This window comes from Flavobacterium sp. LC2016-23, assembly GCF_009674775.1.
Lineage (GTDB): Bacteria > Bacteroidota > Bacteroidia > Flavobacteriales > Flavobacteriaceae > Flavobacterium.
The window spans coordinates 114,194-141,170 of sequence record NZ_WKKE01000008.1; the positions used below are offsets into that span (position 1 = coordinate 114,194).

General features: G+C 36.1%; 22 protein-coding genes. 16 read left to right on the forward strand and 6 right to left on the reverse strand.

Annotated elements, in window-relative coordinates:
• The first annotated feature begins 10 nt into the window (after positions 1-10).
• From atpE to GJU43_RS08630, 15 genes are all read left to right on the forward strand, one after another.
• Positions 11-208: an ATP synthase F0 subunit C gene (gene atpE, locus GJU43_RS08560; RefSeq protein WP_008465835.1), complete on the forward strand. Its 198-nt coding sequence runs from the start codon at positions 11-13 to the stop codon at positions 206-208.
• Positions 209-295: 87 nt separating this feature from the next.
• A complete protein-coding gene (locus GJU43_RS08565) occupies positions 296-796 on the forward strand; it encodes a F0F1 ATP synthase subunit B (RefSeq protein WP_154340357.1) in 501 nt (166 codons plus the stop codon).
• A gap of 4 nt (positions 797-800) precedes the next feature.
• Complete coding sequence (gene atpH / locus GJU43_RS08570) at positions 801-1,334, forward strand: ATP synthase F1 subunit delta (protein WP_154340358.1); 534 nt, start codon at positions 801-803, stop codon at positions 1,332-1,334.
• Positions 1,335-1,372: 38 nt separating this feature from the next.
• On the forward strand, positions 1,373-2,950 hold the full coding sequence (gene atpA, locus GJU43_RS08575; protein WP_127338104.1) for a F0F1 ATP synthase subunit alpha: 1,578 nt from the start codon (positions 1,373-1,375) through the stop codon (positions 2,948-2,950).
• A 91-nt stretch (positions 2,951-3,041) separates the two neighbouring features.
• On the forward strand, positions 3,042-3,902 hold the full coding sequence (gene atpG, locus GJU43_RS08580) for an ATP synthase F1 subunit gamma (RefSeq protein ID WP_154340359.1): 861 nt from the start codon (positions 3,042-3,044) through the stop codon (positions 3,900-3,902).
• 571 nt (positions 3,903-4,473) lie between these two features.
• A complete protein-coding gene (locus GJU43_RS08585; protein ID WP_154340360.1) occupies positions 4,474-4,920 on the forward strand; it encodes a GNAT family N-acetyltransferase in 447 nt (148 codons plus the stop codon).
• Between the two features lie 95 nt (positions 4,921-5,015).
• Complete coding sequence (locus GJU43_RS08590; protein WP_154340435.1) at positions 5,016-6,476, forward strand: lipopolysaccharide biosynthesis protein; 1,461 nt, start codon at positions 5,016-5,018, stop codon at positions 6,474-6,476.
• A 44-nt stretch (positions 6,477-6,520) separates the two neighbouring features.
• On the forward strand, positions 6,521-6,955 hold the full coding sequence (dut, locus tag GJU43_RS08595) for a dUTP diphosphatase (RefSeq protein WP_154340361.1): 435 nt from the start codon (positions 6,521-6,523) through the stop codon (positions 6,953-6,955).
• Positions 6,956-7,044: 89 nt separating this feature from the next.
• Positions 7,045-8,061: a sugar phosphate nucleotidyltransferase gene (locus tag GJU43_RS08600; protein WP_154340362.1), complete on the forward strand. Its 1,017-nt coding sequence runs from the start codon at positions 7,045-7,047 to the stop codon at positions 8,059-8,061.
• A 41-nt stretch (positions 8,062-8,102) separates the two neighbouring features.
• Positions 8,103-9,452, forward strand: a complete 1,350-nt coding sequence (locus GJU43_RS08605; RefSeq protein ID WP_154340363.1) for a lipopolysaccharide assembly protein LapB — start codon at positions 8,103-8,105, stop codon at positions 9,450-9,452.
• 14 nt (positions 9,453-9,466) lie between these two features.
• Positions 9,467-10,246, forward strand: coding sequence for a DUF4292 domain-containing protein (locus tag GJU43_RS08610; RefSeq protein WP_154340364.1), 780 nt, complete (start codon positions 9,467-9,469; stop codon positions 10,244-10,246).
• Between the two features lie 23 nt (positions 10,247-10,269).
• Positions 10,270-11,523, forward strand: coding sequence for a murein hydrolase activator EnvC (locus GJU43_RS08615; RefSeq protein WP_154340365.1), 1,254 nt, complete (start codon positions 10,270-10,272; stop codon positions 11,521-11,523).
• A 271-nt stretch (positions 11,524-11,794) separates the two neighbouring features.
• Positions 11,795-12,187 carry a 30S ribosome-binding factor RbfA gene (gene rbfA, locus GJU43_RS08620; protein WP_127338119.1) on the forward strand — a complete coding sequence of 131 codons (393 nt, stop codon included), beginning with the start codon at positions 11,795-11,797 and terminating at the stop codon, positions 12,185-12,187.
• A gap of 1 nt (position 12,188) precedes the next feature.
• A complete protein-coding gene (locus tag GJU43_RS08625; protein ID WP_154340366.1) occupies positions 12,189-13,388 on the forward strand; it encodes an FtsX-like permease family protein in 1,200 nt (399 codons plus the stop codon).
• A gap of 171 nt (positions 13,389-13,559) precedes the next feature.
• Positions 13,560-14,987, forward strand: a complete 1,428-nt coding sequence (locus GJU43_RS08630; protein ID WP_154340367.1) for an MATE family efflux transporter — start codon at positions 13,560-13,562, stop codon at positions 14,985-14,987.
• Between the two features lie 179 nt (positions 14,988-15,166).
• On the opposite strand, the gene dusB is transcribed toward GJU43_RS08630, so the two are convergent.
• Positions 15,167-16,159: a tRNA dihydrouridine synthase DusB gene (gene dusB, locus GJU43_RS08635; RefSeq protein WP_154340368.1), complete on the reverse strand. Its 993-nt coding sequence runs from the start codon at positions 16,157-16,159 to the stop codon at positions 15,167-15,169.
• Positions 16,160-16,376: 217 nt separating this feature from the next.
• Here dusB and GJU43_RS08640 point away from each other — a divergent pair, with 217 nt between their 5' ends.
• The gene (locus GJU43_RS08640; protein WP_154340369.1) at positions 16,377-17,528 is read left to right on the forward strand and encodes a hypothetical protein; all 1,152 of its coding nucleotides are present in this window, start codon (positions 16,377-16,379) and stop codon (positions 17,526-17,528) included.
• A gap of 96 nt (positions 17,529-17,624) precedes the next feature.
• Here GJU43_RS08640 and GJU43_RS08645 read toward each other — a convergent pair whose 3' ends face one another.
• From GJU43_RS08645 to GJU43_RS08665, 5 genes are read right to left on the reverse strand one after another with little or no spacing between them, the layout of a single operon-like run.
• The gene (locus GJU43_RS08645) at positions 17,625-18,917 is read right to left on the reverse strand and encodes a phenylacetate--CoA ligase family protein (RefSeq protein WP_154340370.1); all 1,293 of its coding nucleotides are present in this window, start codon (positions 18,915-18,917) and stop codon (positions 17,625-17,627) included.
• Between the two features lie 2 nt (positions 18,918-18,919).
• Positions 18,920-20,581 carry a C45 family peptidase gene (locus GJU43_RS08650; RefSeq protein WP_154340371.1) on the reverse strand — a complete coding sequence of 554 codons (1,662 nt, stop codon included), beginning with the start codon at positions 20,579-20,581 and terminating at the stop codon, positions 18,920-18,922.
• Between the two features lie 8 nt (positions 20,582-20,589).
• A complete protein-coding gene (locus GJU43_RS08655; RefSeq protein ID WP_154340372.1) occupies positions 20,590-22,107 on the reverse strand; it encodes an NAD(P)/FAD-dependent oxidoreductase in 1,518 nt (505 codons plus the stop codon).
• Between the two features lies 1 nt (position 22,108).
• A complete protein-coding gene (locus tag GJU43_RS08660; RefSeq protein ID WP_154340373.1) occupies positions 22,109-25,789 on the reverse strand; it encodes a 1-acyl-sn-glycerol-3-phosphate acyltransferase in 3,681 nt (1,226 codons plus the stop codon).
• Positions 25,790-25,791: 2 nt separating this feature from the next.
• Positions 25,792-26,973 (reverse strand): DUF2062 domain-containing protein, encoded by a 1,182-nt coding sequence (locus GJU43_RS08665; protein WP_154340374.1) that lies wholly within the window; start codon positions 26,971-26,973, stop codon positions 25,792-25,794.
• Between the last annotated feature and the right edge of the window lie 4 nt (positions 26,974-26,977).

A 26,977-nucleotide genomic window follows, 5' to 3' on the forward strand; every position in this document is an offset into this window, starting at 1 on the left:
ATAAATAGTTATGGGAACAATTCCAACTTTAGTAGGTGCTGGATTAGTAGTAATCGGAGCAGGTTTAGGTTTAGGTAAAATCGGTGGATCTGCTATGGACGCTATTGCTCGTCAGCCAGAAGCTGCTGGTAAAATTCAAACTGCGATGATTATTATCGCGGCTTTATTAGAAGGTTTAGCATTTGCTGCTTTGATCTTAGGAAAATAATAAAGAAGAAAATAACAACATCTTTAACGGTTGGTTAAAGGTGTTGTTACCTTTTAAAAGAAATTAAATATTTAATATAGTTATAAAATGGATAAGTTAATTAACGATTTTTCATTCGGTTTATTCTTTTGGCAAGCTTTAATCTTGTTGGTTTTAATTTTACTTTTAGTAAAATTTGCATGGAAACCAATTATGGAATCTATCACAGCTAGAGAGCAAGGTATTAAGGATGCATTACTTTCTGCTGAAAATGCAAAAAGAGATATGGAAAACTTGCAAGCTGACAATCAAAGAATTTTGAATGAAGCTCGTGCTGAACGTGACGCGATGCTAAAAGAAGCTCGTGAAATGAAAGAGAAAATGATAGCTGATTCTAAAAACGAAGCACAAGAGCAAGGTCTAAAAATGATCGAACAGGCTAAAGCGGCTATCGAAAGTGAAAAAAATGCTGCAATGGCTGAATTGAAATTACAAGTTTCAACGTTATCATTAAGCATTGCTGAAAAATTGTTGAAAGAAGAATTATCTAACAAAGAATCTCAAACTAAATTAATTGAGAAAATGTTAGGTGACGTAAAGTTAAACTAAGATTATGGCAAGTACAAGAGCAGCAATTCGTTATGCAAAAGCAATTCTAGACTTAGCAAACTCTAAAGGTGTTGCCGAAGCTGTCAATAACGACATGAAATCAATTGCGTCTGCAATTGATACCAATATAGAATTGAGTACCTTTATTCAAAATCCAACTACAAAAGTTGAAGTGAAAGAAAGTGCTCTTTTAGAAGTTTTTGCAGATGTAAATGGTGTAACCAAGGGGTTGTTTCATTTATTGTTTGAAAACAAAAGATTCGAAATTCTGGAAGCAATTGCTTTAGAATACAAAAAATTATTTGATGAAAGTAATGGTGTTGAAGTAGCAACAGTTACGACCGCTATTCCTATGGATGCCACTTTGGAAGCTAAAGTTTTAGCAAAAGTAGCTACATTATCAGATAAGAAAATAACAATAGAAAATATAGTTGATCCTGCAATTATTGGAGGATTTATTTTAAGAATAGGGGATCAGCAATACAATGCTTCTGTTGCAAACAGATTACAAGTATTAAAAAGAGAGTTAAGTAATTAGTTTTATCACACATAAAAGTGTCTAAATTATAAATTAAGATGGCGGAAATCAAACCTGCTGAAATTTCAGCAATATTAAGAAAGCAAGTAGAAGGTTTTGAATCTGGTGCTACGCTGGAGGAAGTAGGAACAGTACTTCAAGTTGGAGATGGTATTGCTCGTATTTACGGGCTATCGAATGTACAATATGGTGAGTTAGTTGAATTTGATAACGGACTTGAAGCTATTGTATTGAACCTTGAAGAAGACAATGTTGGTGTGGTACTTTTAGGACCATCAACAGGAATCAAAGAAGGATCAACAGCAAAAAGAACACAACGTATTGCTTCTCTTAAAGTAGGTGAGCAAATGGTAGGACGTGTAGTAAACACTCTTGGTTTTCCAATTGACGGAAAAGGACCAATTGGCGGAGACTTATACGAAATGCCTTTAGAAAGAAAAGCTCCTGGAGTTATCTTCCGTCAGCCAGTTACTGAGCCATTACAAACAGGAGTAAAAGCAGTTGATGCTATGATTCCGGTTGGTCGTGGACAACGTGAGCTTGTAATTGGTGACCGTCAGACAGGTAAATCAACGGTTTGTCTTGATACTATCTTAAATCAAAAAGAATTTTACGATGCAGGAAAACCTGTATTCTGTATATATGTTGCAATTGGACAAAAAGCTTCAACTGTAGCAGGAATCGCTAAAATGTTAGAAGAAAAAGGTGCAATGGCTTATACGGTTATTGTTGCGGCTAATGCTTCTGATCCGGCTCCAATGCAAGTTTACGCTCCTTTCGCAGGTGCTGCAATTGGAGAATACTTTAGAGATTCAGGTCGTCCTGCACTTATCGTGTATGATGATTTATCTAAACAAGCTGTTGCTTACCGTGAGGTTTCTCTTTTATTAAGAAGACCACCGGGACGTGAGGCGTATCCTGGAGACGTTTTCTACTTACACTCTCGTTTATTAGAGCGTGCCTGTAAAGTAATTGCTGATGACGGAATTGCTAAAAATATGAACGATTTGCCAGATTCTATCAAGTCTATCGTAAAAGGTGGCGGTTCATTAACTGCTTTGCCAATTATCGAAACTCAGGCTGGTGACGTTTCTGCCTATATCCCAACAAACGTAATTTCGATTACAGATGGTCAGATTTTCCTTGATGGAGATTTGTTCAACTCCGGAGTTCGTCCTGCGATTAACGTAGGTATCTCTGTATCTCGTGTTGGAGGTAATGCTCAGATTAAATCAATGAAAAAAGTTTCCGGAACTTTAAAATTAGACCAGGCTCAATTCCGTGAATTGGAAGCTTTCGCTAAATTTGGTTCTGACCTGGATTCAGTTACTTTAAACGTAATTGAAAAAGGTAAAAGAAACGTTGAAATCTTAAAGCAAGGTTTGAATGACCCTTACACAGTAGAAAATCAGGTAGCTATTATTTACGCAGGTTCTAAAAACTTATTAAGAAACGTTCCGGTAAATAAAGTAAAAGAATTCGAAGCTGATTTCTTAGCTTACTTAAACAGCAAACATAAAGATACACTTAACGCGTTGAAAGCTGGTAAGTTAGATGACAACATTACTGATGTTATTGAAAAAGCAGCAAAAGAAATTTCAGCAAAATATATCTAATTAGATAATTCGTTAATTAGATGATTAGAAAATATCTTAAGAGACTTTCTAATCATCTAATTTTCAAATTGTCACATTTTTTAATTAACAAATGGCAAATTTAAAGGAAATCCGTAATAGAATTACTTCCGTTTCATCGACGATGCAGATTACATCGGCTATGAAAATGGTTTCTGCTGCAAAGCTTAAGAAAGCACAAGATGCAATCACTGCAATGCGCCCTTATGCCGAGAAATTAACAGAGTTGTTACAAAATCTTTCTGCTACACTTGATGGTGAAGTAGGAGGAGATTATACCACTCAGCGTGAAGTAAAAAAGGTATTACTTGTTGCTATAACTTCAAACAGAGGTTTATGCGGAGCATTTAATACTAATATTATTAAAGAAGCTAAAGTTCGTACGCAGTTTTACGCAGGAAAGCAAGTTGATATTTTTCCAATAGGTAAAAAAGGAAACGACGTTCTGGCGAAAACACATACAGTTCACGGTCATCATAATGCAATTTTTGATCATTTGACTTTTGATAATGTAGCTTCAATTGCAGAAAAATTAACTGAAAAATTCCTTTCCGGAGAGTATGATAGAATTGAATTGATTTATAATCAGTTTAAAAATGCTGCTACTCAAATCGTTCAGGTAGAGCAGTTTTTGCCATTGGCTCCAATTAAAACGGAAGTTCCGGTTGCTGCAGCCGATTATATTTTTGAGCCTTCAAAAGAAGAAATTGTATTGACTTTGATTCCTAAATCATTGAAAACACAATTATATAAAGGAATTCGCGATTCATTTGCTTCAGAACACGGAGCGCGTATGACAGCAATGCATAAGGCAACTGACAATGCAACTGAATTAAGAAACCAATTAAAATTGACTTACAATAAAGCACGTCAGGCAGCTATTACTAACGAAATCTTAGAGATTGTTGGTGGAGCAGAAGCTTTGAACGGATAATTTATTTCAAAAGCATAAAAAAAGGGTCAACAATCGTTGACCCTTTTTTACGTATAATAGTTTTTTAGATTTTTTAGATTTTCAAAATGGTAATTCCCGATTCAATCACAAACCGAGAATCAATACCATTTTAAAACTTATGGGCAGACTATAGACATCTGCAACGCTTTGTCTTTCATGGGAACAAACTAGCTTTATCAATCCCAATGCTCTGTTTTTTTAGGGTTACATTTCAGCAGAATCAATCCCTTGTGCTTTGTCTTTTATGGGAACAAACTAGCTTTATTAGTCCCAATGCTCTGTTTTTTTTAGGGTTACATTTCAGCAGAATCAATCCCTTGTGCTTTGTCTTTTATGGGAACAAACAAGCTTTATTAGTCCCAGTGCTTTGTTTTTTTAAGGGTTACAAATCAGCTCTTCTCAATCCCTGTTTAGCAAATTTAAGGCAGAAACAATCAAAAGTACTTATATAATTTTTGAGACTAATTTATATATTTCACATATTCAGTTATGAGTTATATAAGGGGCAACGGAAAAAATTAAGTATTTTTGACTATTTATTTTTAAAATCATGAACTTACAAATACAAGAATTAGTTACTATTCCTGAAATGCTGCTCCAGATTGAAACGATGAGATTTCTTTATCCTAACCTTTCTGTTGAAAAATACGAAGCCTATCTTTCTGAGATGGTACCGCATAATTATATGCAGATTGGAGTTTTTGAAGGTGAAATCTGTGTAGGAATAACAGGTTGCTGGTCGGCTACTAAATTATGGACCGGTAAATATCTCGAAATTGATAATTTTGTTGTAAATCCAAGTCATCGCTCTAAGGGGATAGGAAAACTGTTAACCGATTTTATAGAACAAAAAGCAATAGCTTTAGAATGCAGCAGCATTGTTTTAGATGCTTTTACAGGAAATTTTGGGGCACATCGATTTTATTACAACCAGGGATATGGTCCAAAAGGATTTCATTTTGTCAAAATCTTAGATGAAAAAAAATTAACAATGTAAAATTTATATTGAAGTTTTTTTATTGAATCAACAAAAGCAATAATTAACCAAAGAAATGGTTATTTTTGTTTCACGAACTTTATTACAAACATATTTTGGGATTATATAAGAATCTATTCAAACAAACTGCTATTTACGGGCTAGCAACGGTTTTGCCGCGAATGCTAAGTTTTTTATTAGTGAGATTGTACACCGGTATTTTACCAACATCAGAATACGGGGAAGTTTCCATCGTTTTGTCCTGGATGGTATTTTTTAACGTGGTACTTTCTTATGGAATGGAAACTGCTTTTTTTAGGTTTTACAGTGCTGAAGAGGATAAGAAAAATGTCATCGCCACTTCTACGATCTCAATCTTCTGGTCTTCAATAGTATTTTTGTTTGCAGCTTTAATTTTTAGAAATACGCTCGCCAACTGGGCCGAAGTAGATACCCAATATATCACCTACTCTGTGTGGATTTTAGTTTTGGATGCATTGGTTTTAGTGCCATTTTCTAAGTTAAGGGCGAATCAGCGACCAATGGTTTATGCGGCCATAAAAATTGGAAATGTGGTAATTAATATGGTACTGAATTTCTTCTTTTTAATATACCTGCCAAAACTTGCAGCCTCGCATCCTAATTCTGTTTGGGATAACTTATATGTCGAGAACTTTCAGATTGCTTATATTTTCATTGCTAATTTGTTGGCCAGTTTAGCCACTTTCGTGGTTTTATCGCCAAATTATCTTTCGCTTGGACGAAAATTCGATCCTGTGCTTTGGAAAAAAATGATGAAATACGGTTTGCCGATTCTTGTCGCAGGACTAGCCTTTGCCGTGAACGAACATTTTGATAAAATTTTACTGGGTTATTTGTTGCCGGAAAACTTAGCTAAATCAGAAGTTGGGGCTTATTCGGCCTGTTATAAATTAGGTTTGTTTATGGTTTTGTTTGCAACGGCTTTTAGGCTGGGTATTGAACCTTTCTTTTTTAGTCACGCGAAAAATGCAAACGCACCTCAGACCTATGCTGTTATCACGAAATACTTTGTCATTTTTGGTTCCCTGATTTTATTGGGAGTTATTGTATTTGCTGACTTTTTAAAATTTCTTTTACTTGATAATAAATCGTACTGGGAGGCTATGAAAGTGGTTCCCCTAATCATACTGGCCAATTTCTTTTTGGGAATTTACAACAACTTATCAGTCTGGTATAAACTTACAGACCAGACTAAAATCGGCGCTTACATATCTATCGTCGGAGCAATCGTGACCTTGGTTTTGAATTACTTCCTGATTCCAAAATACAGTTATTACGGATCTGCAATTGCGACTATTTCTGCCTACGGTTCCATGATGCTGATATCCTATGTTTTAGGAAACAAGTATTATCCAATACCGTATGATATGAAAAAGATAGGAGCCTATTTAGGGATTTCCATTTTATTCTCCGCCATTTCTTTTTACGGATTCAGGGAAAAATATTATGTTGGCATCCCGCTGCTTTTAGTCTTTATTTACTTTGTGTATCACAACGAAAAAGACACCATCAAAGGAATTATGAATAGGAAATAAGATGGGTTTAAAAGCCAATTTTGTTTTTAAGATTTTAAATAAAAATGAAAATACAAATAATCAATAAATCACAGCACGATCTTCCGAACTACGAAACTATTGCTTCGGCAGGAATGGATTTGCGTGCTAATCTGAGTGAATCAATAACCTTAAAACCATTAGAAAGAACCATTGTAAAAACGGGACTTTTTATTGAATTACCTATAGGATATGAAGCACAGGTGAGACCAAGAAGCGGTCTTGCGGCCAAAAAAGGGATTACGGTTTTAAATTCACCCGGAACAGTAGATGCTGATTACAGAGGCGAGATAGGTGTAATTTTAGTAAATTTGTCAAATGAAGTTTTCGTAATTGAAAACGGAGAAAGAATTGCACAATTGATTATAGCCAGACATGAAAGAGCGGAGTGGATTGAAGTGGAAGAACTTTCAGTAACTTCGAGAGGCGAAGGCGGTTTTGGAAGTACAGGGGTAAAATAGTTTACAGTCTAAGCTTTCAGTCACAAACTTTACAACAGACCAAACCAATTGAAGATTTTTAAATCTTCACCTAAAAAATAAAAAGACAAATGAAAATAATCGTTCCAATGGCGGGCCGCGGATCGCGGCTTAGACCACATACTTTAACTGTTCCCAAACCATTAATTCCGGTTGCGGGAAAATCAATTGTACATCGTTTGGTGGAAGATATTGCTGAAATATTAAAAGAACCAATTGAAGAAGTTGCATTCATACTTGGAGATCCTGCTTTTTTCGGAGATGATCTTGTTGCCAGTTTAGAAGAACTAGCCGGAAGCTTAGGAGCAAAAGCATCTATCTACCGTCAGGATTTACCTTTAGGAACCGGACACGCTATTATGTGTGCCAAAGAATCGCTGTCAGGACCGGCCGTAATTGCATATGCAGATACTTTAATCAGGGCAGATTTTGAATTAGACCCGCAGGCAGATGCTGTAATTTGGGTAAAACAAGTAGAACAGCCGGAAGCTTTTGGAGTTGTAAAACTGAATACAAATAATGAGATTATAGAGTTGGTTGAAAAACCAAAAGAGTTTGTAAGCGATTTAGCAGTTATTGGTATTTACTATTTTAAAGAAGTTGGTGATTTGAAAAAAGAACTTCAGAATGTTTTGGACAATAACATCCAGAATGGAGGGGAGTATCAGATTAATGACGGAATTAAGGCCATGATGGCCAACGGAAAAGTTTTTAAAACCGGAAGTGTTGATGAGTGGATGGACTGTGGAAACAAAGATGTAACCGTTGAAACCAATACAAGAATGCTGGGCTTTTTACATAATGATGGCGAGCATTTAGTAGATTATAATGTAGTATTAGAAAACGCTACAATTATTCCGCCTTGTTATATCGGGGAAAATGTAGTGTTGAAAAATGCAACCGTAGGCCCAAATGTTTCTTTAGGCAAAGGATGTCATGTTATTGACAGTACTGTTAAAAATAGCTTAGTACAGACCTATTCCCAAATTAAAAACGCTAACTTAGACAATGCGATGATAGGAAATCACGTGATTTATGATGGTAAGTTTACCAGTATTAGCATTGGTGATTATTCTGTTTTGGAATAGTTCAGGGATTTTTTTAATTAGAAATAGGATTATAAAAAAGGATGAAAAAAGGGTTTTTGGTAATTTTATTTTTGGCTTTGTTTGGTAACACAGCTTCAGTTCTGGCTCAGATTGAACCGGAAGATATTGCTATGGCTACCGATCAGTATCAGGATTCTTTTTATGAATCCTTAAAGCAAAAAGGAATTGAAAATTACGATAAAGCCATTGTTTCATTGGAGAAGTGCATTAAACTAAAACCGAATGATGCTGTTGCTTATTTCGAATTGGGCAAAAATTATCTGGCTTTAAAACAGTACAGAAACGCACAGGATTCCTTCGAAAAAGCCACTCAGCTGGACCCCAAAAACAAATGGTTCTGGTTGGGAATTTATGACGTAAGTTTTGAAACCAAAAACTATCCTCTGGCCATTGAAACCATTCAGAGAATTATTCTTTTTGATGAAGAGTACAAAGACGATTTGATTTCGTTATACATGATCACCAACCAATACGACAAAGCGCTGGTTGCTATCAACGAAATGAATGATAAGTTTGGAAAATCATCAGATCGTGAAATTTATAAAAACCAGATTTTATCTCAGGGGAAATATCAGAATGCCGAAATTGGCAATCTGATCAGTGAGATTAAGAAAAATCCAAAAGAAGAATCAAATTATGTAAACCTGATTTTTCTATATTCAAAAGGAGAAGAAACCGATAAAGCTTTAGACGTTGCGAAGCAGCTGGCCAAAGAAATTCCAACTTCTGAATGGGCACAGGTAAGTTTGTTCAAAGGATATTTAGATGCTAATCAGGCCGATAAAGCAATTAAGGCGATGAATGTAATTTTATCAAGCTCCAAAATAGATTCGAAAATAAAACATCGTACCTTAAATGAGTTTTTGATTTATGTGAATAAAAATCCGCAGTACGCTCCGGATCTGGAAAAAGCCATTTCTTATTTTGACAACGATAAAGAAATCGACGTTGCAAGAGAAATCGGTAAATTTTATCACAGTAAAAATCAATTTGAAAACGCGATTAAGTATTACGAGAAAGAGCTGAAATCAAATTCAGATACAGATCGGGAGACCAATTTACTTTTGCTTGAAGCGTACACGCAGGCAAAACAATTTGAACCTTTAACAAAAAGAGCGATGTACATGATTGAAGTTTATCCGAGTCAGCCTCAGTTTTATTACTATGCCGGTTTAGGTAACAATCAGTTGAAACAATTTAAGAATGCAAAAACCGTTTTAGAAATGGGACTGGATTATGTCGTTGACGATATAAAGCTGGAAGCAAATTTTAATATTCAGTTAGGAGAGGCTTATAATGGGCTGGGAGATGCTAAGAAAAAAGAGGAATACTTTTTGAAGGCAAATGAAGTATTAAAGAAAAAAAAATAAAAGACGAAGAGTAGATGAAAAAATATATAGCGATACTACTGGTATCCGTTTTTCTGGTTTCCTGTAAATCTAAAGCGGTTGCCGTACAGAACAAGACTGCCGAAGTTGCTGAGACAAAAACAGACAAAAAAGCAATTGAAAAGCATTATGACAACAAATTAGATTTTAAGACATTATACATAAAATCGAGTGCGAGATATGTTGATGAGAAACAAAGTCAAAATGTTTCTGCCGAAATTAAAATTGAAAAAGACAAGCAGATTTTGGTAAGTGTCCGTTTTCTTGGCATTACAATGGCAAAAGCGTTGATTACACCAACCACTGTAAGTTATTATGAAAAAATAAACAGTACGTATTACGAAGGTGATTTTACAAGCCTGAGCAAATGGCTGGGAACTGAATTAGATTACAGCAAAGTGCAAAATTTACTGATTGGAGAAGCTTTAGACGATCTGAGAAAGGGGAAATATACACAGGAAATTGTAGAGAATCTTTTCCGCCTGGATGATGAGAAAGAAACAAATATTAAAAAAACGTTCTTTTTGGAACCTGAAAAATATTTGCTGCAAAAAGAACAAATTTCGCAGCCTTCGGAAAACAGAATGCTAGAGATTAGATATTCTGATACTAAAACTTTTGACCAGGGAACAATTCCAACCGCAATCGAAATTAATGCGGTTCAGCCGAAAGGAAAAACAGACATTAATTTAAATTACAACAATATTACATTCAACGAAGAACTTTCTTTTCCTTATAGTGTACCAAGTGGCTATAAAAAGGTTATAATTAAGTAAATTTGCAAAAAGAAAACAGAAACATGCCAAAATTTCTCCTAAGCCTAATTTTTATATGCGCCACTACATTCATGTGGGCACAAGATTCGCAACAAGAAAAACTTGAACAGCGAAAAGCTCAGATTCAGCAGGAAATTAGAGACAACGAAAAAATGTTGCAATCCGTAAAGAAAAAAGAAAAATCAGCGGTAAATGTATTTTTAATTCAGGCAAATAAAATCAAGCTGAAAGAAAAACTGATCAATACAACAGCAAAGCAGGAAAGACTGCTGAGCAATGACATGTATATTAATCAGGTTAAGGTTAATAAGTTAAAAAAAGAACTGACGGTTTTAAAAGAAGATTATGCTAAAATGATCCTTAAATCTTATAAAAGCCGTTCCGAGCAAAGCAGGGCTATGTTTATTTTATCATCGGAAAGTTTTTTGCAGGCCTATAAAAGAGCACAATATTTAAAACAATATACGAATTTCAGAAAAAACCAGGGATTGGAAATTCAGTCTAAAACGGCACAGTTAGTCGATTTCAATGCAAAGCTGAATGGTCAGAGACAAGATAAGAAGAAAATTATTGCTGAAAATCAGAAAGAGAGACTGGCTTTGGAAGCTGAGAAAAGAGAACAGCAAAAACTGGTGAACGCCATTAAAAAAGATAAAAATAAGATTATTGCAGATACAAGAAGCAAACAGCAGGAAGCGAAAAGAATTGACAGACAAATTGATCGTTTAATTCGTGAGGCCATTGCTGAAGCCAATAGAAAAGCAGCTCTTGAAAGAGCAAAAGACAATCCGGGATCTGCACCTTCAAATGCGCCTGTTTCCTCTTCTAAAATTGCGTTAACGCCGGAAGGAAAAATTTTAGCAGCAGATTTTAAAGCAAACCGTGGAAAATTACCATGGCCGGTAGAAAAAGGATTTATTTCGCTGGGTTACGGAGATCAGCCTCACCCGCTTTATCCTTCACTAACGGTTCATAATTCGGGAGTAGAGATCACGACCGAACAAGGTGCAAATGCCCGTGCTGTATTTGAAGGAGAGGTTTCCAGTATTATGGTTTTATCTCCAATAAACAGGGCAGTTATGATACAGCATGGAGATTATTTTACAGTATATCAAAACCTGAGTCAGGTATTTGTAAATAAAGGAGATAAAGTAAATATTAAACAAAGTATCGGAAAAGTAAGAACCAGTGGAGATACGGGTAAAACGATTATCAAGTTTTTGATTCTTCAAAATACATCCAATAATAATCCGGAAGGATGGTTACAAAACAGATAAAGAAAAGGAGCTCAGTGAAGCTCCTTTTTTTTGTCAATATTTTAAATATCGTATCAAATATTTTGTCGTAAAAATGCTATTTTGTATTTCCTTATCCCGGCAATTTGGAATTCATCTTTTATAAAAAACAGCCCGATGACTAATACTGCTTTCAGGAGAACCTAATCAAAAAGAGCAAAAAATGAAACTAAAAATAGAGAAGAATGTAAAAATCATTCTATTGTTTATTTGAAATTGTATTGATTGAAATTTAAAATAGTATTTTTGCAGTATGGAAACAAATAGACAGAAAAAAATAGGCGGTGTCATCCAAAAAGATTTGGTTGATATTTTGCAAGGTGAAGTGCGAAAAAACGGAATTAATAATTTAGTAATTTCAGTATCCAAAGTTAGTGTTACTTCAGATTTATCAGTAGCAACCGTATATTTAAGCATCTTTCCTCAGGAGAAAGCCAAAGAAACTTTAGAAGGAATTAAATCGAATACCACTTTAATCAAACACGATTTGTCTCAGCGCGTACGTTTGCAATTGCGTCGTGTACCAAATCTGGTATTCTTTATCGATGACTCTTTAGATTATATCGAGAAAATTGATAATGCATTATCCAACAGAGAAAACCCAATCGAAAATCGTGATCTTTTAGACAAAAGAAGAAAGTCATAAATTGAATTTTCCGCTTTACATAGCCAAACGTTACATTTTTAGCAGAAGTAAAAACAATGCTATAAATATTATCAATCGTATTGCCAGCATGGGAATTATTGTTGGTACAATGGCTTTGTTTGTGGTATTGTCTGTTTTTAGCGGACTAAAAGTGTTTAGCCTTTCGTTTACAAATGAAATCGATCCGGATTTAAAAATGACCAGTACGTACGGAAAATCATTTTTACTGACGCCCGGTCAGGAAAGCCAGATTAAGAAAATTAACGGTGTAGCTTCATATACTAAAATTATCGAGGAACGTGTTTTGTTTATTTTTAAAGACAAGCAACAGGTAACTTATATCAAAGGGGTTGACAGTAATTATGTAGTGGTAAACGACATCAAAAAAAAACTGTTTAACGGACAATGGCTGAAACCGGACAGTTATCAGGTTGTTGTTGGTTATGGAATCGCCAGGGATTTTTCCATGGGATTGCTCGATTTCGAAAACCCATTGCAGGTCCTTGCTCCTAAACCCGGAAAGGGAGCCTTTGAAAATCCCGAAGAAGCATTTAATAAAACGGATGTTTTACCGGTCGGAATTTATTCGATCAGTGAAGACCTGGATTCAAAATACGTATTTACCGATTTGCGACTGGCACAGGAATTATTGCTCTACAAACCCAATCAGATTTCCGGAATTGAATTTAATTTGAAAGACAATGCAGATGAAGCTGTGGTCAATTCTAAATTAGAAAAGATTTTTCAAAATAAAATCACTTTAAAAAACAGGGCACAACTCAACGAGTCTTTGTATAAAATGCTCAACACTGAAAATATTGCCGTTTATCTGATTTTTACCTTAGTCATTATTGTCGCGCTTTTTAATCTGATCGGTGCTTTGATCATGATGATTTTAGATAAAAAAGCAAATCTCAAAACCCTTTTTAACTTGGGAACCGAAATCAATAATCTGAGAAAGATCTTTTTGCTTCAGGGAACTCTGCTAAGTGTTTTCGGAGGTAGTATTGGTCTTGTTCTGGGGATTATTTTAGTACTGCTACAGCAGCAATACGAGCTCATTATGATTACGCCGACTTTGGCATATCCTGTAGTTTTTACGTTAGAAAATGTACTTATTGTGATGGGAACTATTGTTTCGCTTGGCTTTGTGGCTTCTTTAATTGCCAGCAGCCGTGTGAGTAAAAAGCTGCTGGATTAGTACTCGTCCATATAAAATAATTAGCTATATTTATCCTCTTAAAAATTCATGTCTATGATTGTTTCTGCCTAATCCTATTTTATTTTTAGAATAATTAGGATACTTACGTTTTTTTTCTTCAGTTCAGATGTATTACATCCGGGCTAATTTTATCATTTATCCTATTATATCATGACAGAAACAACAATACAAAAGAGTTTATTTTCTAAAATTTTTACCACTTTAAAATCAGCGATCAAAGGAGACGAATCTTTTGATTATACGGCCGGAAGCATTAAAAAAGCAGTCATTCTTTTAGCCATTCCTATGGTTTTGGAAATGATGATGGAATCGGTGTTTGCACTTGTCGATTTATATTTTGTCGGGCACTTAGAGCATAGCAGTTTTGCAATACAGACAGTGGGCTTAACAGAATCTGTAATTACAATCGTCTATTCAGTTGCTATTGGTATTAGTATGGCAGCAACAGCCGTTGTAGCAAGGCGAATCGGGGAGAAAGATCCGATTGCCGCCGCAAAAGCAGGCATGCAGGCCATCATTATAGCTGTTGTAGTCAATAGCGCAATGAGTATACTGGGGTTTATTTATGCCAAGGATATTCTGATACTCATGGGCGCATCTGCTGATGCCGCAGAACACGGTTACCGATTTACACAAATTATGATTGGCGGAAGTTTGTGTATCATGCTTTTATTTCTGATTAACGGAATTTTTCGTGGCGCCGGAAATGCTGCCATTGCCATGAAAAGTCTGTGGTTAGCCAATATTTGCAATATTATTTTATGTCCGGTATTAATTAACGGTTTTGGTCCTGTCCCGGCTTTCGGACTGACGGGTGCTGCGATTGCGACTACCTTAGGACGAAGCATTGGGGTTCTGTACCAATTGTACCATTTGTTTTTTGGGAAAGGTGTTTTAAAGATTATTGCATCGTATTTTATTCCTGATTTTAAACAAATAAAAGCACTGATAAAAATTGCTGCTCCTGGAGTGTTACAATTTGTAATCGCATCCTGCAGCTGGATTTTTCTGGCACAACTGGTGGCAACAACCGGAGGTGATCATGGATCTGCCGGATACCAGACGGCACTACGAATTATGATGTTTTTTATACTTCCGGCCTGGGGATTAAGCAATGCAGCCGCAACTTTAGTAGGACAAAATTTAGGTGCGAAAAGAATCGATCGTGCCGAAAAATCAGTTTATACCACAGCCAGATACAATGTGATTTTTATGGCTGCCATTATGGTCATCACCTTATGTTTTGGAAAGTATATTATTTCCTTTTTCACCAATGATGAAATGGTGAAAACCATTGCTGTTGAAGCCTTACAGATTATGAGCATCGGTTTTATTTTCTACGGAATCGGAATGGTACTGATTAATACTTTCAACGGGGCAGGAGATACCTGGACACCAACGGGAATTAATTTCTTCGGCTTTTGGTTGTTTCAGATTCCTTTGGCTTTTATATTGGCCAAACATTTTCAGATGGGACCCACAGGTGTTTTTATCGCGATTCCGGTTGCTGAAACGGCCATAACATTAGCGGGTATTTTCTTTTACAAAAGAGGGAAATGGAAACGCACTCAGGTGTAAAGTAAATGGCAGAAATATTTTAGAATTTAACCGCAAGGAACGCAAAGGTTTTTTATTTATCGGATTCTATATAAGCGCAAAGTTCGCAAAGCTATAATTGATATAGCCTTGCGAACTTTGCAATTTTTTCATATAGCGCAAGGAAAAAATTTAGCGTCCCTTGCGTTTAAAATTATTTTTTACACAAACTCATATCCGGCGTAAACCTCTTTTATTTCATCCATAATCGCGAATAAAATTTCAGGCTCATCAGTCGTTACCAATTTTTGTTTGTATTCTTTAAAAGAATGAATTCCTTTGAAATAGTTGGTGTAATGACGGCGCATTTCCACAATTCCCAAGCGTTCGCCTTTCCAGTCCATAGACCATTGCAGATGATTTCTGGAGGCTTCAACACGATCACCAACTGTCGGAGCAGCTAAATGCTCGCCAGTCTTAAAATAGTGTTTAATTTCGTTAAAAATCCAAGGATACCCAATGGCAGCACGTCCAATCATGATTCCGTCGATACCGTATTCGTTTTTATATTTTAATGCTTTTTCAGGGCTGTCGATATCGCCATTTCCAAAAATAGGCATTGTAATTCTTGGGTTGTTTTTTACTCTTGCAATGTGCGACCAATCGGCGTGGCCTTTGTACATCTGAGCGCGCGTTCTGGCATGAATCGTTAAAGCCTGAACACCAATATCCTGTAACCTTTCGGCAACTTCATCAATATTAATAGAATTATCATCCCAGCCGAGGCGTGTTTTTACCGTAACCGGTAAATCAGTACTTCTGATCACCGCTTTTGTTAAACGAACCATCAAATCTACATCTTTCAAAACTCCTGCACCGGCACCTTTACAAACCACTTTTTTTACCGGACATCCAAAATTGATATCTACTAAATCAGGTTTTACGGTTGTCACAATTTTAGACGAAAGTGCCATCGCTTCTTCATCACCGCCAAAAATCTGGATTCCAACCGGGCGTTCGTAATCAAAAATATCCAGCTTCATTCTGCTTTTGATCGCATCACGAATCAATCCTTCCGACGAAATAAATTCAGAATACATCATGTCAGCACCATGTGTTTTGCATAACCTGCGAAACGGCGGATCGCTCACATCTTCCATCGGTGCGAGTAGTAAAGGAAATTCGGGTAATTCTATGTTGCCAATCTTGACCATCTTCAATATTTTGTGCAAAATTACAACTTTTTAGTTCAATTTGTACCAAATTGAGGTTCAAAGGTTCAGAGTGACAAAGCGACAAAGGTTTAGCTAAGTGGGAAAAAATCAAAAGAACAAAGTTTTATTATTCCATAAAACGAATACTGTAGTATTTCTCTTAAAAACACATATATTTGATTTACTAAATTATAAATCCAAATACGAATCAAAATCTATGAAAAACGTAAAATTTATTTTCATGTCATTTATTGCTTTAGCAGTGCTTTCGTGCTCTGAAGAAACCATCAGGCAAAATGATGAAACCTCAGTCATTAAAAGTACAGGAAGTACAAAAAAACCAGCAGGAGAAGATTGTTCAACCAAAGCATTGCTAGTATCAGAGGATAATCTCTACAACTGTTTTGGACTTGCATTTTCATTAAGTGAGACAGAGGACAAAAAAAAATTGGAGAATTACGAAATTTATGATCAGTTTATAACTACCGGTATTTTTGTAGAGGATAACAGTAGTAATGCATCAAAAGTTTTATATTGGAATAATGAACCAGATTTTATTGCTAAAAGAGTACAGGGGATTACTCATGCAGCAATTCTTACTGATGGTGCAGGAAGTACGGTTTATTCCAAAGAAGGTTCAATAGGATTATATAAAAACTGTATCGAATATTATTATTTATGGGAAGATAAAACGACAAATACACCACCTCCGCCTAACCATTTTTATAGAAAATATGCTTTAAATCTGGAGTTAAATCCGTACACTAGTCCAGTAAGAACCGTTCCATTTACCCTTTCTGTTGCACATGATGCATCAGCTCTTTTGGAGGCATCATACAGTTGGGAAATTGCGGCAGCTGATGCTAATTATTTGCAGATTGCCGGCAGTGGCGGCAGCTGTACTTTAAAATTTAGTGAATTTGCACCGAAAAAAAATTATACCATTACTTTAAAAGCAAAACATCAAAGAGGAAGAATTTATAACGGAATTTCAGTTCCGAAAGAGTTATCCAAAAGCGTCACAATTAATTTACAAGGAGATCCTACTCCATTGCCAGTTGCTCTTACAGCCAGTTTTACGGGTTCAAATTATGTAACTCAATCTTCAGTGGGATCCTGGACTGCGACAATTTCCGGAGGAGCTCTTCCTTATCAGCATTTCAGCTGGTGGATTAAGCGTCACCAGGATCCAAATTCGTTTTATACGCAGATCGCTACAGGAAATCCAATACATTTATATACCACGACATCTTCAAAACCTACTTATTTTGACTTGTATTTCAGAGTTGTCGATGCCAATAACCAGATTTTTATAACGGCTCCACAGTTAATTCAGTCAACAGGGCCATTAGAACTCATTGATCTTTAAAAACATATAACGAAAAAGCCTCGTGAAAACCAGGCTTTTTTTATTCGAATTGGTAAAAGACCTTTGTCCCTCTGAACCTTTGTAACTTTGCCCCTTCTATTGAACTCTATAATCAAAAAACCGAATTGGTTTTCGACTCATTGGATTAAAAACCAAAGGATTTAATGTTTCTTTTGAAGCGAATTCTATCTTTGGCGTTACTCGTAATTTGGCTCTGAAGTGATCTTTGATTTCCTGTAAAAATTCAGGGCTTTGATTTTTCACGGCAATTTTTATAACAATTTCATCCGTTCCTAAGTCATTGGTTGAAATTTCAATAATATGATTTTCAATATTGTCGAAATCACTTAAAACATCGTTCATGGCAGGCGGATAAAGCGTCGTGCCTTTGTATTTAATCATTTGCTTTTTGCGCCCGACAACCGGACCAACACGCAGCGTATTTCTTCCGCAGGCACAAGGGCTGTTATGTAATTGCACAATATCACCGGTTTTAAAACGCAGTAAAGGCATGGCTTCAATACCTAAAGTAGTAAAAGTCAATTCACCAATTTCTCCCTCTTTTACAGGAACATTATTTTCATCCAGCACTTCAACAATAATCAATTCCGGATGATGATGACCGCCAACGCCATGTTCGCACTCGGTAAAAGCGGTACTCATTTCTGTAGAAGCATAGGTCGAAAACAACTTAATATTCCATTTTTCAATGATTTTATTAGATAAAATATTCATCGAAAAATCCTGATTTCTCAACGATTCCCCAATGCAGATGGCCCCTTTTATACTTGAATTATTATAGTCAATTCCATGTGCTTCGGCATATTCGATTAACTTCAGTAAAAAGGAAGGAACCGTAATTAAATAGGAAGGTTTGTATTTCAAAATTGAGTCCCATTGCAATTCCGGAATTCCGGCCCCAACGCGGATCACACCCACTTTTAATTTTCGCAGACCTAAAAAATAAGCCAGTCCCGCCATAAATTTTCGGTCAATTGTGGTCATTAACTGCACCACATCACCTTCTTCGATTCCGGCGCAGGCAAACGAAATAGCTTCATTATAAGCCAGTCGGTCTAAGTCTGCATCGGTTAAACCGAAAGTAACAGGATCTCCCAAAGTCCCTGAAGTAGAGGCATAATCAATAATTTTATGCTGCGGAACGCATAAAAAATCATCATTGTACTGTTGTAAGTCTTCTTTTGTTGTGACAGGTAAATGCTGTAAATCTTCCAAAGTTTTTATTTTTGAAATATCAATATTCTGTCCTGCGAAAAGTCTTTTGTAAAAAGGGGAATTCTGACTGATATAGGCCAAAAGTTCTGCTAATTTCTGCTCCTGAAAATTTTTAATCTGTTCTAAAGAATCCTTCTCTATTGCTGGAATCATTTTCATTTTCTTTTGATTTTTTTTAAATATTTTTCAATTGCTTCTTTATCAGGAACAGTTGTGATTTCTTTGGTTAGTGCTTTTTCAAAATTATGCTGAGCCAGCTGAAAGTATTTCTTTTGGTAAAAATACAATCCTGCTTTATAATATACAACCCAATAATCAGGGTTTAAAGATTGGTAGTTTCGGATAAAATCAAAGGAGACTTCTGTTTTATTTCTCAGGTAAGAATCTATTTTATGATCTTCAATTCTGAATTTCTGATAGTTTTTAAAAGCGGCGGTTTTCAAAAAAGGATCTTTGGCAATGTTCCGGTTTTCTTCTTCAAATGAAAGAATAGTTCCGCCTTTTCTTTCGTTAAAAACGGAGTCCAGATTGTAACAGACAAATTCGCCCATCTGATACGGATTTGCAGAAACCCAGACCATTTTTTCTTTGGGTTTAAATATAATTCCGTGATGCGCCATCAGTTGATTTAGTGCTTTTTCATTGCCGTAACCCAAAGCCATATTTTGTAAACCCTCTTTATTTCTCAGAATTTGTGATGCTATTTCGGGATTAATTTTTGGGCTTTCCGCAAAAAGTTCCTGCATTCTGTCAAAGCGATATTTCGAATGACTATTTGCAATTTGCAATTGGTTTCTTTCGTCATTTTTAAAAGCATCACTCTGAAAATGGTTCGAACAAATTAACTGATTGGTGTTGGGAACATCATACACATCCATTTTTTTTGGTGATACTTCAATCAAAACCGCTTTATTGTCCTGGGCACTCCCTATCATTATAGATTCTGAAACAAATACTTTTCTTTTTTTTGCAATCGCAATCGCTTCATCAATATTTTGGGCATGCTGTAAAATCTCCCTTGTCAGGATAGAGATTGGTGTTTTGGCTGTCATTGGAATTTTGGATTTCCCGGCATTTATGGTCACGGTAAGGCCTTCTTTATTCATTCCGGAAACAGCACCGATCATACCTGCCCAGGTTACCATCATAAAAGGATGGCCTTCTTTCGGATTTATGAAAGCCACGATTTTATTTTCCGCGAAAGCATCATTCACATAAAAATCAAAATTACGGCCCAGAATTAAATTCCCATCTTCCGATTTTTCACCCCAGGCAGCAAATGAGGAGCAGCCTACCAAAGCCAGATCCTGTAAAGCATGACCAATATCGTGTGCGGCATGCAAATATAAGTTGCGCTGGTATTGTGGGGCTAAATTGTCGAAATCATGTGATGCATATTGCGAAACGCCATAAATCTCTGTTTGATATTCATCGGGCACATTCTGATATAATTTTCTGTTGTACCATTTTAGGAAATTGCGAAGCAGCCTTTGCTGGAATTTCGAAGGTACAAAATCTTCAATTCGGGAGAAAAAAATCTGTTCCTGCTTTTTTAAAAGCGAATCGGAAAGAGCCCCGGTTACAAGACCAATTTCGAGCGGATTCCCTTCAACATATAATTCCCAAAGACCTTGTTTGTTTTTTAAAAGTGAATTTTTACCGGAAAGAAAAATGCTGTCGGACAGTTTAGTAACAATTGGGTTTGCCGCTTCGTAATGCGCAATATCGGGCAAATGTGTTTTTGATTTCGAGATACCACAGGAAACGAATACTCCTAATAAACCAATAAAGAAAAGTAGATGGATCCGGGTCTTCATGGTGCTAATTATTCAGATGCCTGATTGATTTTGTTGACAAGATATTCTTTTCCAATAATTTCGGAGCAGGTTACCACAGCTCCGATGGTTACGCCCAAAACGCCATGCATATTGATACTCTGTCCGGTAAGGTAAAGGTTATCTAATTTGGTTTTGGAGGCAATCAGGGTTTTCATCGGATTGTTGGAATCTTTTACATAGCCATACATATTACCTTTGTCGCCACCAATATAATCTCTGTAAGAAAGCGGTGTTGAAGTATGTATTGATCGGATACAATTTCTGATTCCCGGGAATTTTATTTCAATTTCATCTAAAAACTTAGCTGCTTTTCGGGACTTAAATTCCTCGTAACTTTCTCCCCTGTCGTTTTTTTCAGCCGCCGTATTGTAAGTTTCACTCCACGTCAGAACATCGTCGAACTTCATGTAGGTAATAAAAGTCATTCCTTCTGCCCATTCTTCCTCTTTTTTAGAAGCATTCATCGACGCCATATAGGCTTTTGGCCAGGTCTCTTCATCATATTCATGAGAGGTCCAGACTTCCGTACTCTTTTTAAAATGATAATAATTATGGTTGATGTATCTGAAGGTTTTAGGTTTGAAAACAATATAAAGGCTAAAAGCAGAAATTACGCCTTCCAGACTCTGGATCCGGCTATAGAATGATTTCCTGAAATTTTCTTCGCCAACCATTCTTAAGGTCGTTTTCGGTTCGATATTCGAAATAAAGTAAGTGCCGGAAACCTCGGTTCCGTCTTTCATTTTTACAGCAGTTACTTTGTTGTTTTCAGATGGAAAGTGCGTTACTTCTTTACGTTTGTAAAATTCCCCTCCGTGTTTTTTGAGTTGTTTCAGGAGTTGCTTGGTAATCTGACTTCCACCATTGATACAACGCCATGAACTCTGAATATAGGAGTTGACAGAAAGCGCATGAACATAAAAAGGAGATTTGTCTGCAATTCCGGCATACAAAAAATTGGAGCCGCCAAGAACCGCCCTTAGTTTTTTGTTTTCTGTAAATTCGTCAATAGTGGCCTTGGCATTTAATTCTAAAATGGCATTGTCATATTTGCCTTCCCATTCTAAATTATACAGTGGAAACGAGTCGCAGATGGTTCTTATTTTCCGGCAGTACGCTTCAAGATTTGATTTTTCTTCAGGGAAATAATTTTGCAGTTGTTTGACAAAATTATCATACCCCTGTGCATGGGGATATTCGGTTTTATCATCTTCAAAAGAGATGATATCGAACCCATTTTCATCTAATCTTTTTAAATTCAAATGATCGATTATTCCGAGATATTTGAAATATTTGTACAGGTTTTGTCCTTCATTCAATCCTCCGATGTAATGAATTCCGGTATCAAAAATGGTTTTGTCGCGTACAAAAGTCTGCAGGTTTCCGCCATATTGATTGTTTTTTTCAAGCACACAAACGCTATAGCCTTCTTTAGCCAGAATTATAGACGACACTAATCCGCCTAAACCGCTACCAACTATCACTACATCGTAATGTTCTTTCATTCTAGTTTTTCTTTAATATAATTAGAGCACCTTCATCCAAAACAGCATGAAAACCAAAGTTAGTGAAAGTGTCTTTTAAACGGGAACTATCAATTAAAATTACCGTTGAAGTAAGGGCAATAATTTTGTCTGCTTCATTTTTATAATTTTCATCAGAAATTAAAACAGCATCATACTGATTTTCGAATGCGGTTGCTATATTTTCCAGATAAGAAATCTTTCTTTTTGTAACGATATAATTGGTTTTGGCCACCGCTGATTTTTCTTCATCATAATGAAAAGAATCTATTTTTCGTTGTGGTTCCTGCAAAGCCAATAAAGCATCCAATTGCCCGTAATCACCCGACAAATGTAATATTCCGGCTTTCGCCGAAAGATGCCTGTTGAGTTGATGATACGTTTCAAAACGAGCTTTCAGATTGCTTTTGACACTGTTTATGATTTCAATTTCTTTATAATCATAACTGTGAAGAAGCATTTTCTTCCAATATTCAGGACCTTCTAATTCCTGACGGAGGAGACTAAACTGATCCCTGAAAAAAGCCCCTATTTGTTTCGTTCTTTCGGCATAATTTTTTCCAAAAGAAAGATTTTCGGGCGTAATTCTTTCTAAAATGGAAACCGTAAGATAACTGTGATGAATGACAAAATCGCCTTTCGGAATGGCCTCTGAAGCACCATGAATCAGTACGGGAAGAATGTCTAAATTAAATGCTTCGGCCAGATAAAACGCACCTTTATGAAAACGCTTGATCTGGTTGCTTTCCGAACGCGTTCCTTCCGGGAAAATCATTAAGGAATACCCTTCGTTTACTTTTTGGCGCAAATGTTCAACGCCGCCTTCAAGTCCTTCTGAAACCGGATAAAAACCTGCTTTTCTAACGGTGCCGCCAAAAATAGGAGAGTTGTATACCCAGTCATTGACTAAAAATATAATCTTCGGACTCAGCATTCCCATCGCCAGAATGTCGATAAAGGACGAATGGTTGGCGATAATAATGGCCGGTTTTTCGAAATTTTCATTATACTGGTTAATGATCTTCTTGTGTAAAAACGGACTAGAATACAAGACCGATTTCATGAATTTTGAAATCGCATATCGAAATGCTTTCATTTTTGGTTTTTCCCTAACCGGAAGAATCGGCATAATAGTCATGCTGAAAACAGACATTACAATGCCGCCAAGTCCATAATAGGCAAATGATACTATTCCATGAAGCAAACTTCGCAATTCAAAAGGGGCATTCCCTTTTTTGGAACGGTTTGATATAAATAATTTGAATAGAATCGGATAGAAAATAAATGTAATGATGAGCGCTGCAAAAACCCCGATTAATGAAACCGAAGAAATAGATCTTAACGCAGGATGCTGTGCAAAAATCATGGCACCAATTCCTAAAATAGTGGTAATTACGGCCAGAATAATAGACGTTCTGTAAATTGCAATTTCGTTTTTTCCGTTGGTATATTCTTTCTGAAGGGCGCTTGTCATAAAAATACTGAAATCGACACCGTGGCCAAAAATAAGCGTGCAGACAATCATGCTGAAAATATTCATCTGAATGCCAAAAATGCCCATAATTCCTGCCGTTACAATTCCCGTTAAAGCAATCGGAATACAGCTTACAATGACGAGTTCGATTCTTCTGAAAAAGAAAAACAAAATCAGGATGACAGCCACAAAAGAGTAATTGACAAGCGAATTAAAATCTGTTTTTAAAGTGCTGAAAAAAGTTTCATTCATCTGCTGACGGTCAATGGCAATCAGATTTTTTTTGGTTTCAGCCGATTTTACAAAAGCATCACGTTGTCCGGGTGCTACTTTTACTAATGTTGAAATCGTAAAAAAACCTTTTTTTTCAGTGACGAATTCATGCAATTGCAAAGCCCGGACTTTTAGATATTCATTGGCTGAAATAGGTTTGAAATCTGCATCCAAATGATCAAAAAAGCTGGAATAAGTCGTGGGTTTGAAACCTAATTTCAGGCCTTCAGAAATCAGTTGGGATTTTAAAAGCTGTTTTTTATTCGAATCCCAAAAGGAATTCCACTGGTCAATTTTCTGCTGTTGTTCTTTTTGCGAAAGCATGATTCCGCCAACGGAGCTGAAATTTAATATTTTGTGTTGTTGTTTTTCTTTAGACAAATCAGCAAAAAGGCGGCTGTTGTTCTGCAGCACTTCTTCCATCGTTTTTCCGTACGAAGCCACATAAATTGTTTTGGACGTTAAGCTTGTACTCTCTTCAAGATCTTTTTCGGCAGCTTTTATTTCTTTCGGAACAAAATTCAGTTGTGACAAATCATTGTTGAAGCCGACCTTATTATAGGTAAAACAACAAACAATCGTGATTAGCACACAAAACCCGATCAGGATTTTATTGTTATGGAAAGAAAAATGCGCCAGTTTATCGATCACGTTTTTCTTGTGGTCGAAATTATTTTCTTTTGGTTTGTATAAATGAGGCACAATCAAAAGGGAGAAAAAAGCAGAAGCCATAACGATTACGGCTGCAAAAATCCCTAAGTCGTTTAGTGCATCCGATTTTACAAAAAGCAGGCATAAAAAGGCAACAGCGGTCGTAGAACTGCTCATGATCACCGGCATGGTAATGTCTTTGTACAACGTTTTTACATCGCTGTTGTGTTTGTAATGCGTCAGGATATGAATGGAATAATCAATCGTAATTCCCAATAAAATAGACCCGATTCCGAGAGAAATAGCAGAGATTTGTTCTTTTACAAAGTATAAAAAAGCCACGGCAAACAAAGCACCAAAAACGGTTGGCAGAAAAATGATTAACGGGATTAATACTTTTCTGTAGAATAAAATCAAAATCAGCATCAGCGTAAACATTGCGATGGATGTTGTTAAGATAATATCGCTTTTAATCTGATTCGCGTTGGCAACCGCAATCAGGGCGGAACCAAAATAACTGATGGACGTTTTGGTTTTGAATTTCTGATTCAGATTCTCCTGAATTGACTGAAGCTTAGCCGCAAAAAGACTATTTTTTTCCGTTTCGCTTGACGGAAGATTCGATGTAATAAAAAGCAATAATTTCTTTTTGTCTTTGGTCATTACAAAACCATTATCGAGCGTAAAATCATCACCAACATTGAGCTGTTGTAATTTTTTTAAAGCAATAAAAGAAATCCCCAGAGGATCCTGCAGGATAAAATCTTTGGTTACAAATCCCGACGGCGAAATAATCGATTTGTAATTTCCCTGAACCGTTGCCGCAATACTGTCTTTTTGCAGTTTATCCTGAATAGCGGCATAATCTTTATTTTCGAGAAACAACGGTAGGTTGCCGTAAACAAAATCAATCGTTTCCTGAATGTTTTCTTCGTCTATTTTTCCCTGAATTCCTGTTATATAAGGTTTGCACGATACAGCAACACTGTCTGAAAAAGCAGTGGCCATTTCTTTTAAATCTTCTTCCGTTCCGTTTTTATCCAGTTTGAAAATAACAGTAATCTTATCCGCAAAATTAAGCTGTTTCAGCACTTTTGCTGTTACATCAGATTTGTCGTTTGTTGGAATAAGTTTGGTAATGTCTTCTTCAAATTTTATCCGGGAAGCAAAAAAGCCAAATAAGAAAAGCATCGCCACTGCCAACAGAACCGACAGCGATTTTCTTCGATTTACAAATAAATGAATAGCGTAGAAATAATGATGCATGTTTATTTTTTGTTTTTTCTGGAACTAAAAAAGGTTAAAAGCAAATAACTTAAAAGTCCTGCAATCAACGCAGAAACGGATGCTAAAATAAGACTTCCTACGATATATTGCGTTGCATTTTTCTGAATATCGTCCAGTGTAAGTGAACTGTCTAACACCAAAGAAGTTTCACCCGATACAAAATAGCTTCCCATCTTGAGGGAACCGTAAATAATGAAGGGAATAAAAGGAGGAAAGCTTACATTGGATGACAAGTAAGCAATGACTTTATTGAGCCTGAATAAAGTAGCAAAAGATAAAAGCAATATCGTCTGGAAGCCCCAAAAAGGAGACATTCCAATAAAAATTCCCAATGCAATTGCAGCGGCTTTTTTGAAATCAGAATCACTGCTTTCTAAAATATCTTCGAGAAAAAATTTCTTAAAGCCTTTTTTTTTTGCTTTTCTGAAAAAATCCCTGGGTTTAATGTACAGCAGTGTATTGATTACCAAAACAGTATTCAGAATACTGATTCGCGTAAAATCCTTGAACGGACGAAAATGTGAAACCCTTTCTACAGGATCATATAAAATCTGAATCGGAATATTTTTTACCACAATTCCTTTCCAGGCGGAACGGACAATAACCTCAATTTCAAATTCAAATTTATTGGTATAGTATTTTTTCGGGATCAGCTGCAACGGATACAACCGGAAACCCGATTGTGTGTCGTCAAGTCTAATTCCCGTTTCAAACCAAAACCAGAAATTCGAAAATTTATTACCAAAACTGCTTTTTTTAGGCACATTTTCCTGTGTCATGTTTCGGCTTCCGATCAATAAAGAATTCGGCTGAGTTTGAATTTCAGTAATAAAACCCGGAATATCGGAGGCAAAATGCTGTCCGTCTGAATCGATTGTAATGGCATATTCAAAATTCATTTGAATTGCTTTTTTGAAACCATTCCGCAACGCCATTCCTTTTCCGGAATTTTTGGCGTGATGAATTTGAGTCAACTGCGCGTATTGTTTTAAAATTTCGCTTGTTTCATCAGTCGAGCCATCATTGACTATAATGACATTTGATGTAAAATCTAAAATAGAATCCAGCACTTTTTTTAATGTTTTGTGATTATTGTACGTCGGTACAATTACACAAAAATTAATGGTTGGAAGGAGTTCTTGTTGTGGTATTACAGGTTTCATTGCA

Coding starts and splice junctions, on each gene's coding strand:
- atpE (WP_008465835.1), top strand. CDS start 11: ATGGGAACAATTCCAACTTTAGTAGGTGCTGGATTAGTAGTAATCGGA.
- GJU43_RS08565 (WP_154340357.1), top strand. CDS start 296: ATGGATAAGTTAATTAACGATTTTTCATTCGGTTTATTCTTTTGGCAA.
- atpH (WP_154340358.1), top strand. CDS start 801: ATGGCAAGTACAAGAGCAGCAATTCGTTATGCAAAAGCAATTCTAGAC.
- atpA (WP_127338104.1), top strand. CDS start 1,373: ATGGCGGAAATCAAACCTGCTGAAATTTCAGCAATATTAAGAAAGCAA.
- atpG (WP_154340359.1), top strand. CDS start 3,042: ATGGCAAATTTAAAGGAAATCCGTAATAGAATTACTTCCGTTTCATCG.
- GJU43_RS08585 (WP_154340360.1), top strand. CDS start 4,474: ATGAACTTACAAATACAAGAATTAGTTACTATTCCTGAAATGCTGCTC.
- dut (WP_154340361.1), top strand. CDS start 6,521: ATGAAAATACAAATAATCAATAAATCACAGCACGATCTTCCGAACTAC.
- GJU43_RS08600 (WP_154340362.1), top strand. CDS start 7,045: ATGAAAATAATCGTTCCAATGGCGGGCCGCGGATCGCGGCTTAGACCA.
- GJU43_RS08605 (WP_154340363.1), top strand. CDS start 8,103: ATGAAAAAAGGGTTTTTGGTAATTTTATTTTTGGCTTTGTTTGGTAAC.
- GJU43_RS08610 (WP_154340364.1), top strand. CDS start 9,467: ATGAAAAAATATATAGCGATACTACTGGTATCCGTTTTTCTGGTTTCC.
- GJU43_RS08615 (WP_154340365.1), top strand. CDS start 10,270: ATGCCAAAATTTCTCCTAAGCCTAATTTTTATATGCGCCACTACATTC.
- rbfA (WP_127338119.1), top strand. CDS start 11,795: ATGGAAACAAATAGACAGAAAAAAATAGGCGGTGTCATCCAAAAAGAT.
- GJU43_RS08630 (WP_154340367.1), top strand. CDS start 13,560: ATGACAGAAACAACAATACAAAAGAGTTTATTTTCTAAAATTTTTACC.
- dusB (WP_154340368.1), bottom strand. CDS start 16,159: ATGGTCAAGATTGGCAACATAGAATTACCCGAATTTCCTTTACTACTC.
- GJU43_RS08640 (WP_154340369.1), top strand. CDS start 16,377: ATGAAAAACGTAAAATTTATTTTCATGTCATTTATTGCTTTAGCAGTG.
- GJU43_RS08645 (WP_154340370.1), bottom strand. CDS start 18,917: ATGATTCCAGCAATAGAGAAGGATTCTTTAGAACAGATTAAAAATTTT.
- GJU43_RS08650 (WP_154340371.1), bottom strand. CDS start 20,581: ATGAAGACCCGGATCCATCTACTTTTCTTTATTGGTTTATTAGGAGTA.
- GJU43_RS08655 (WP_154340372.1), bottom strand. CDS start 22,107: ATGAAAGAACATTACGATGTAGTGATAGTTGGTAGCGGTTTAGGCGGA.
- GJU43_RS08660 (WP_154340373.1), bottom strand. CDS start 25,789: ATGCATCATTATTTCTACGCTATTCATTTATTTGTAAATCGAAGAAAA.
- GJU43_RS08665 (WP_154340374.1), bottom strand. CDS start 26,973: ATGAAACCTGTAATACCACAACAAGAACTCCTTCCAACCATTAATTTT.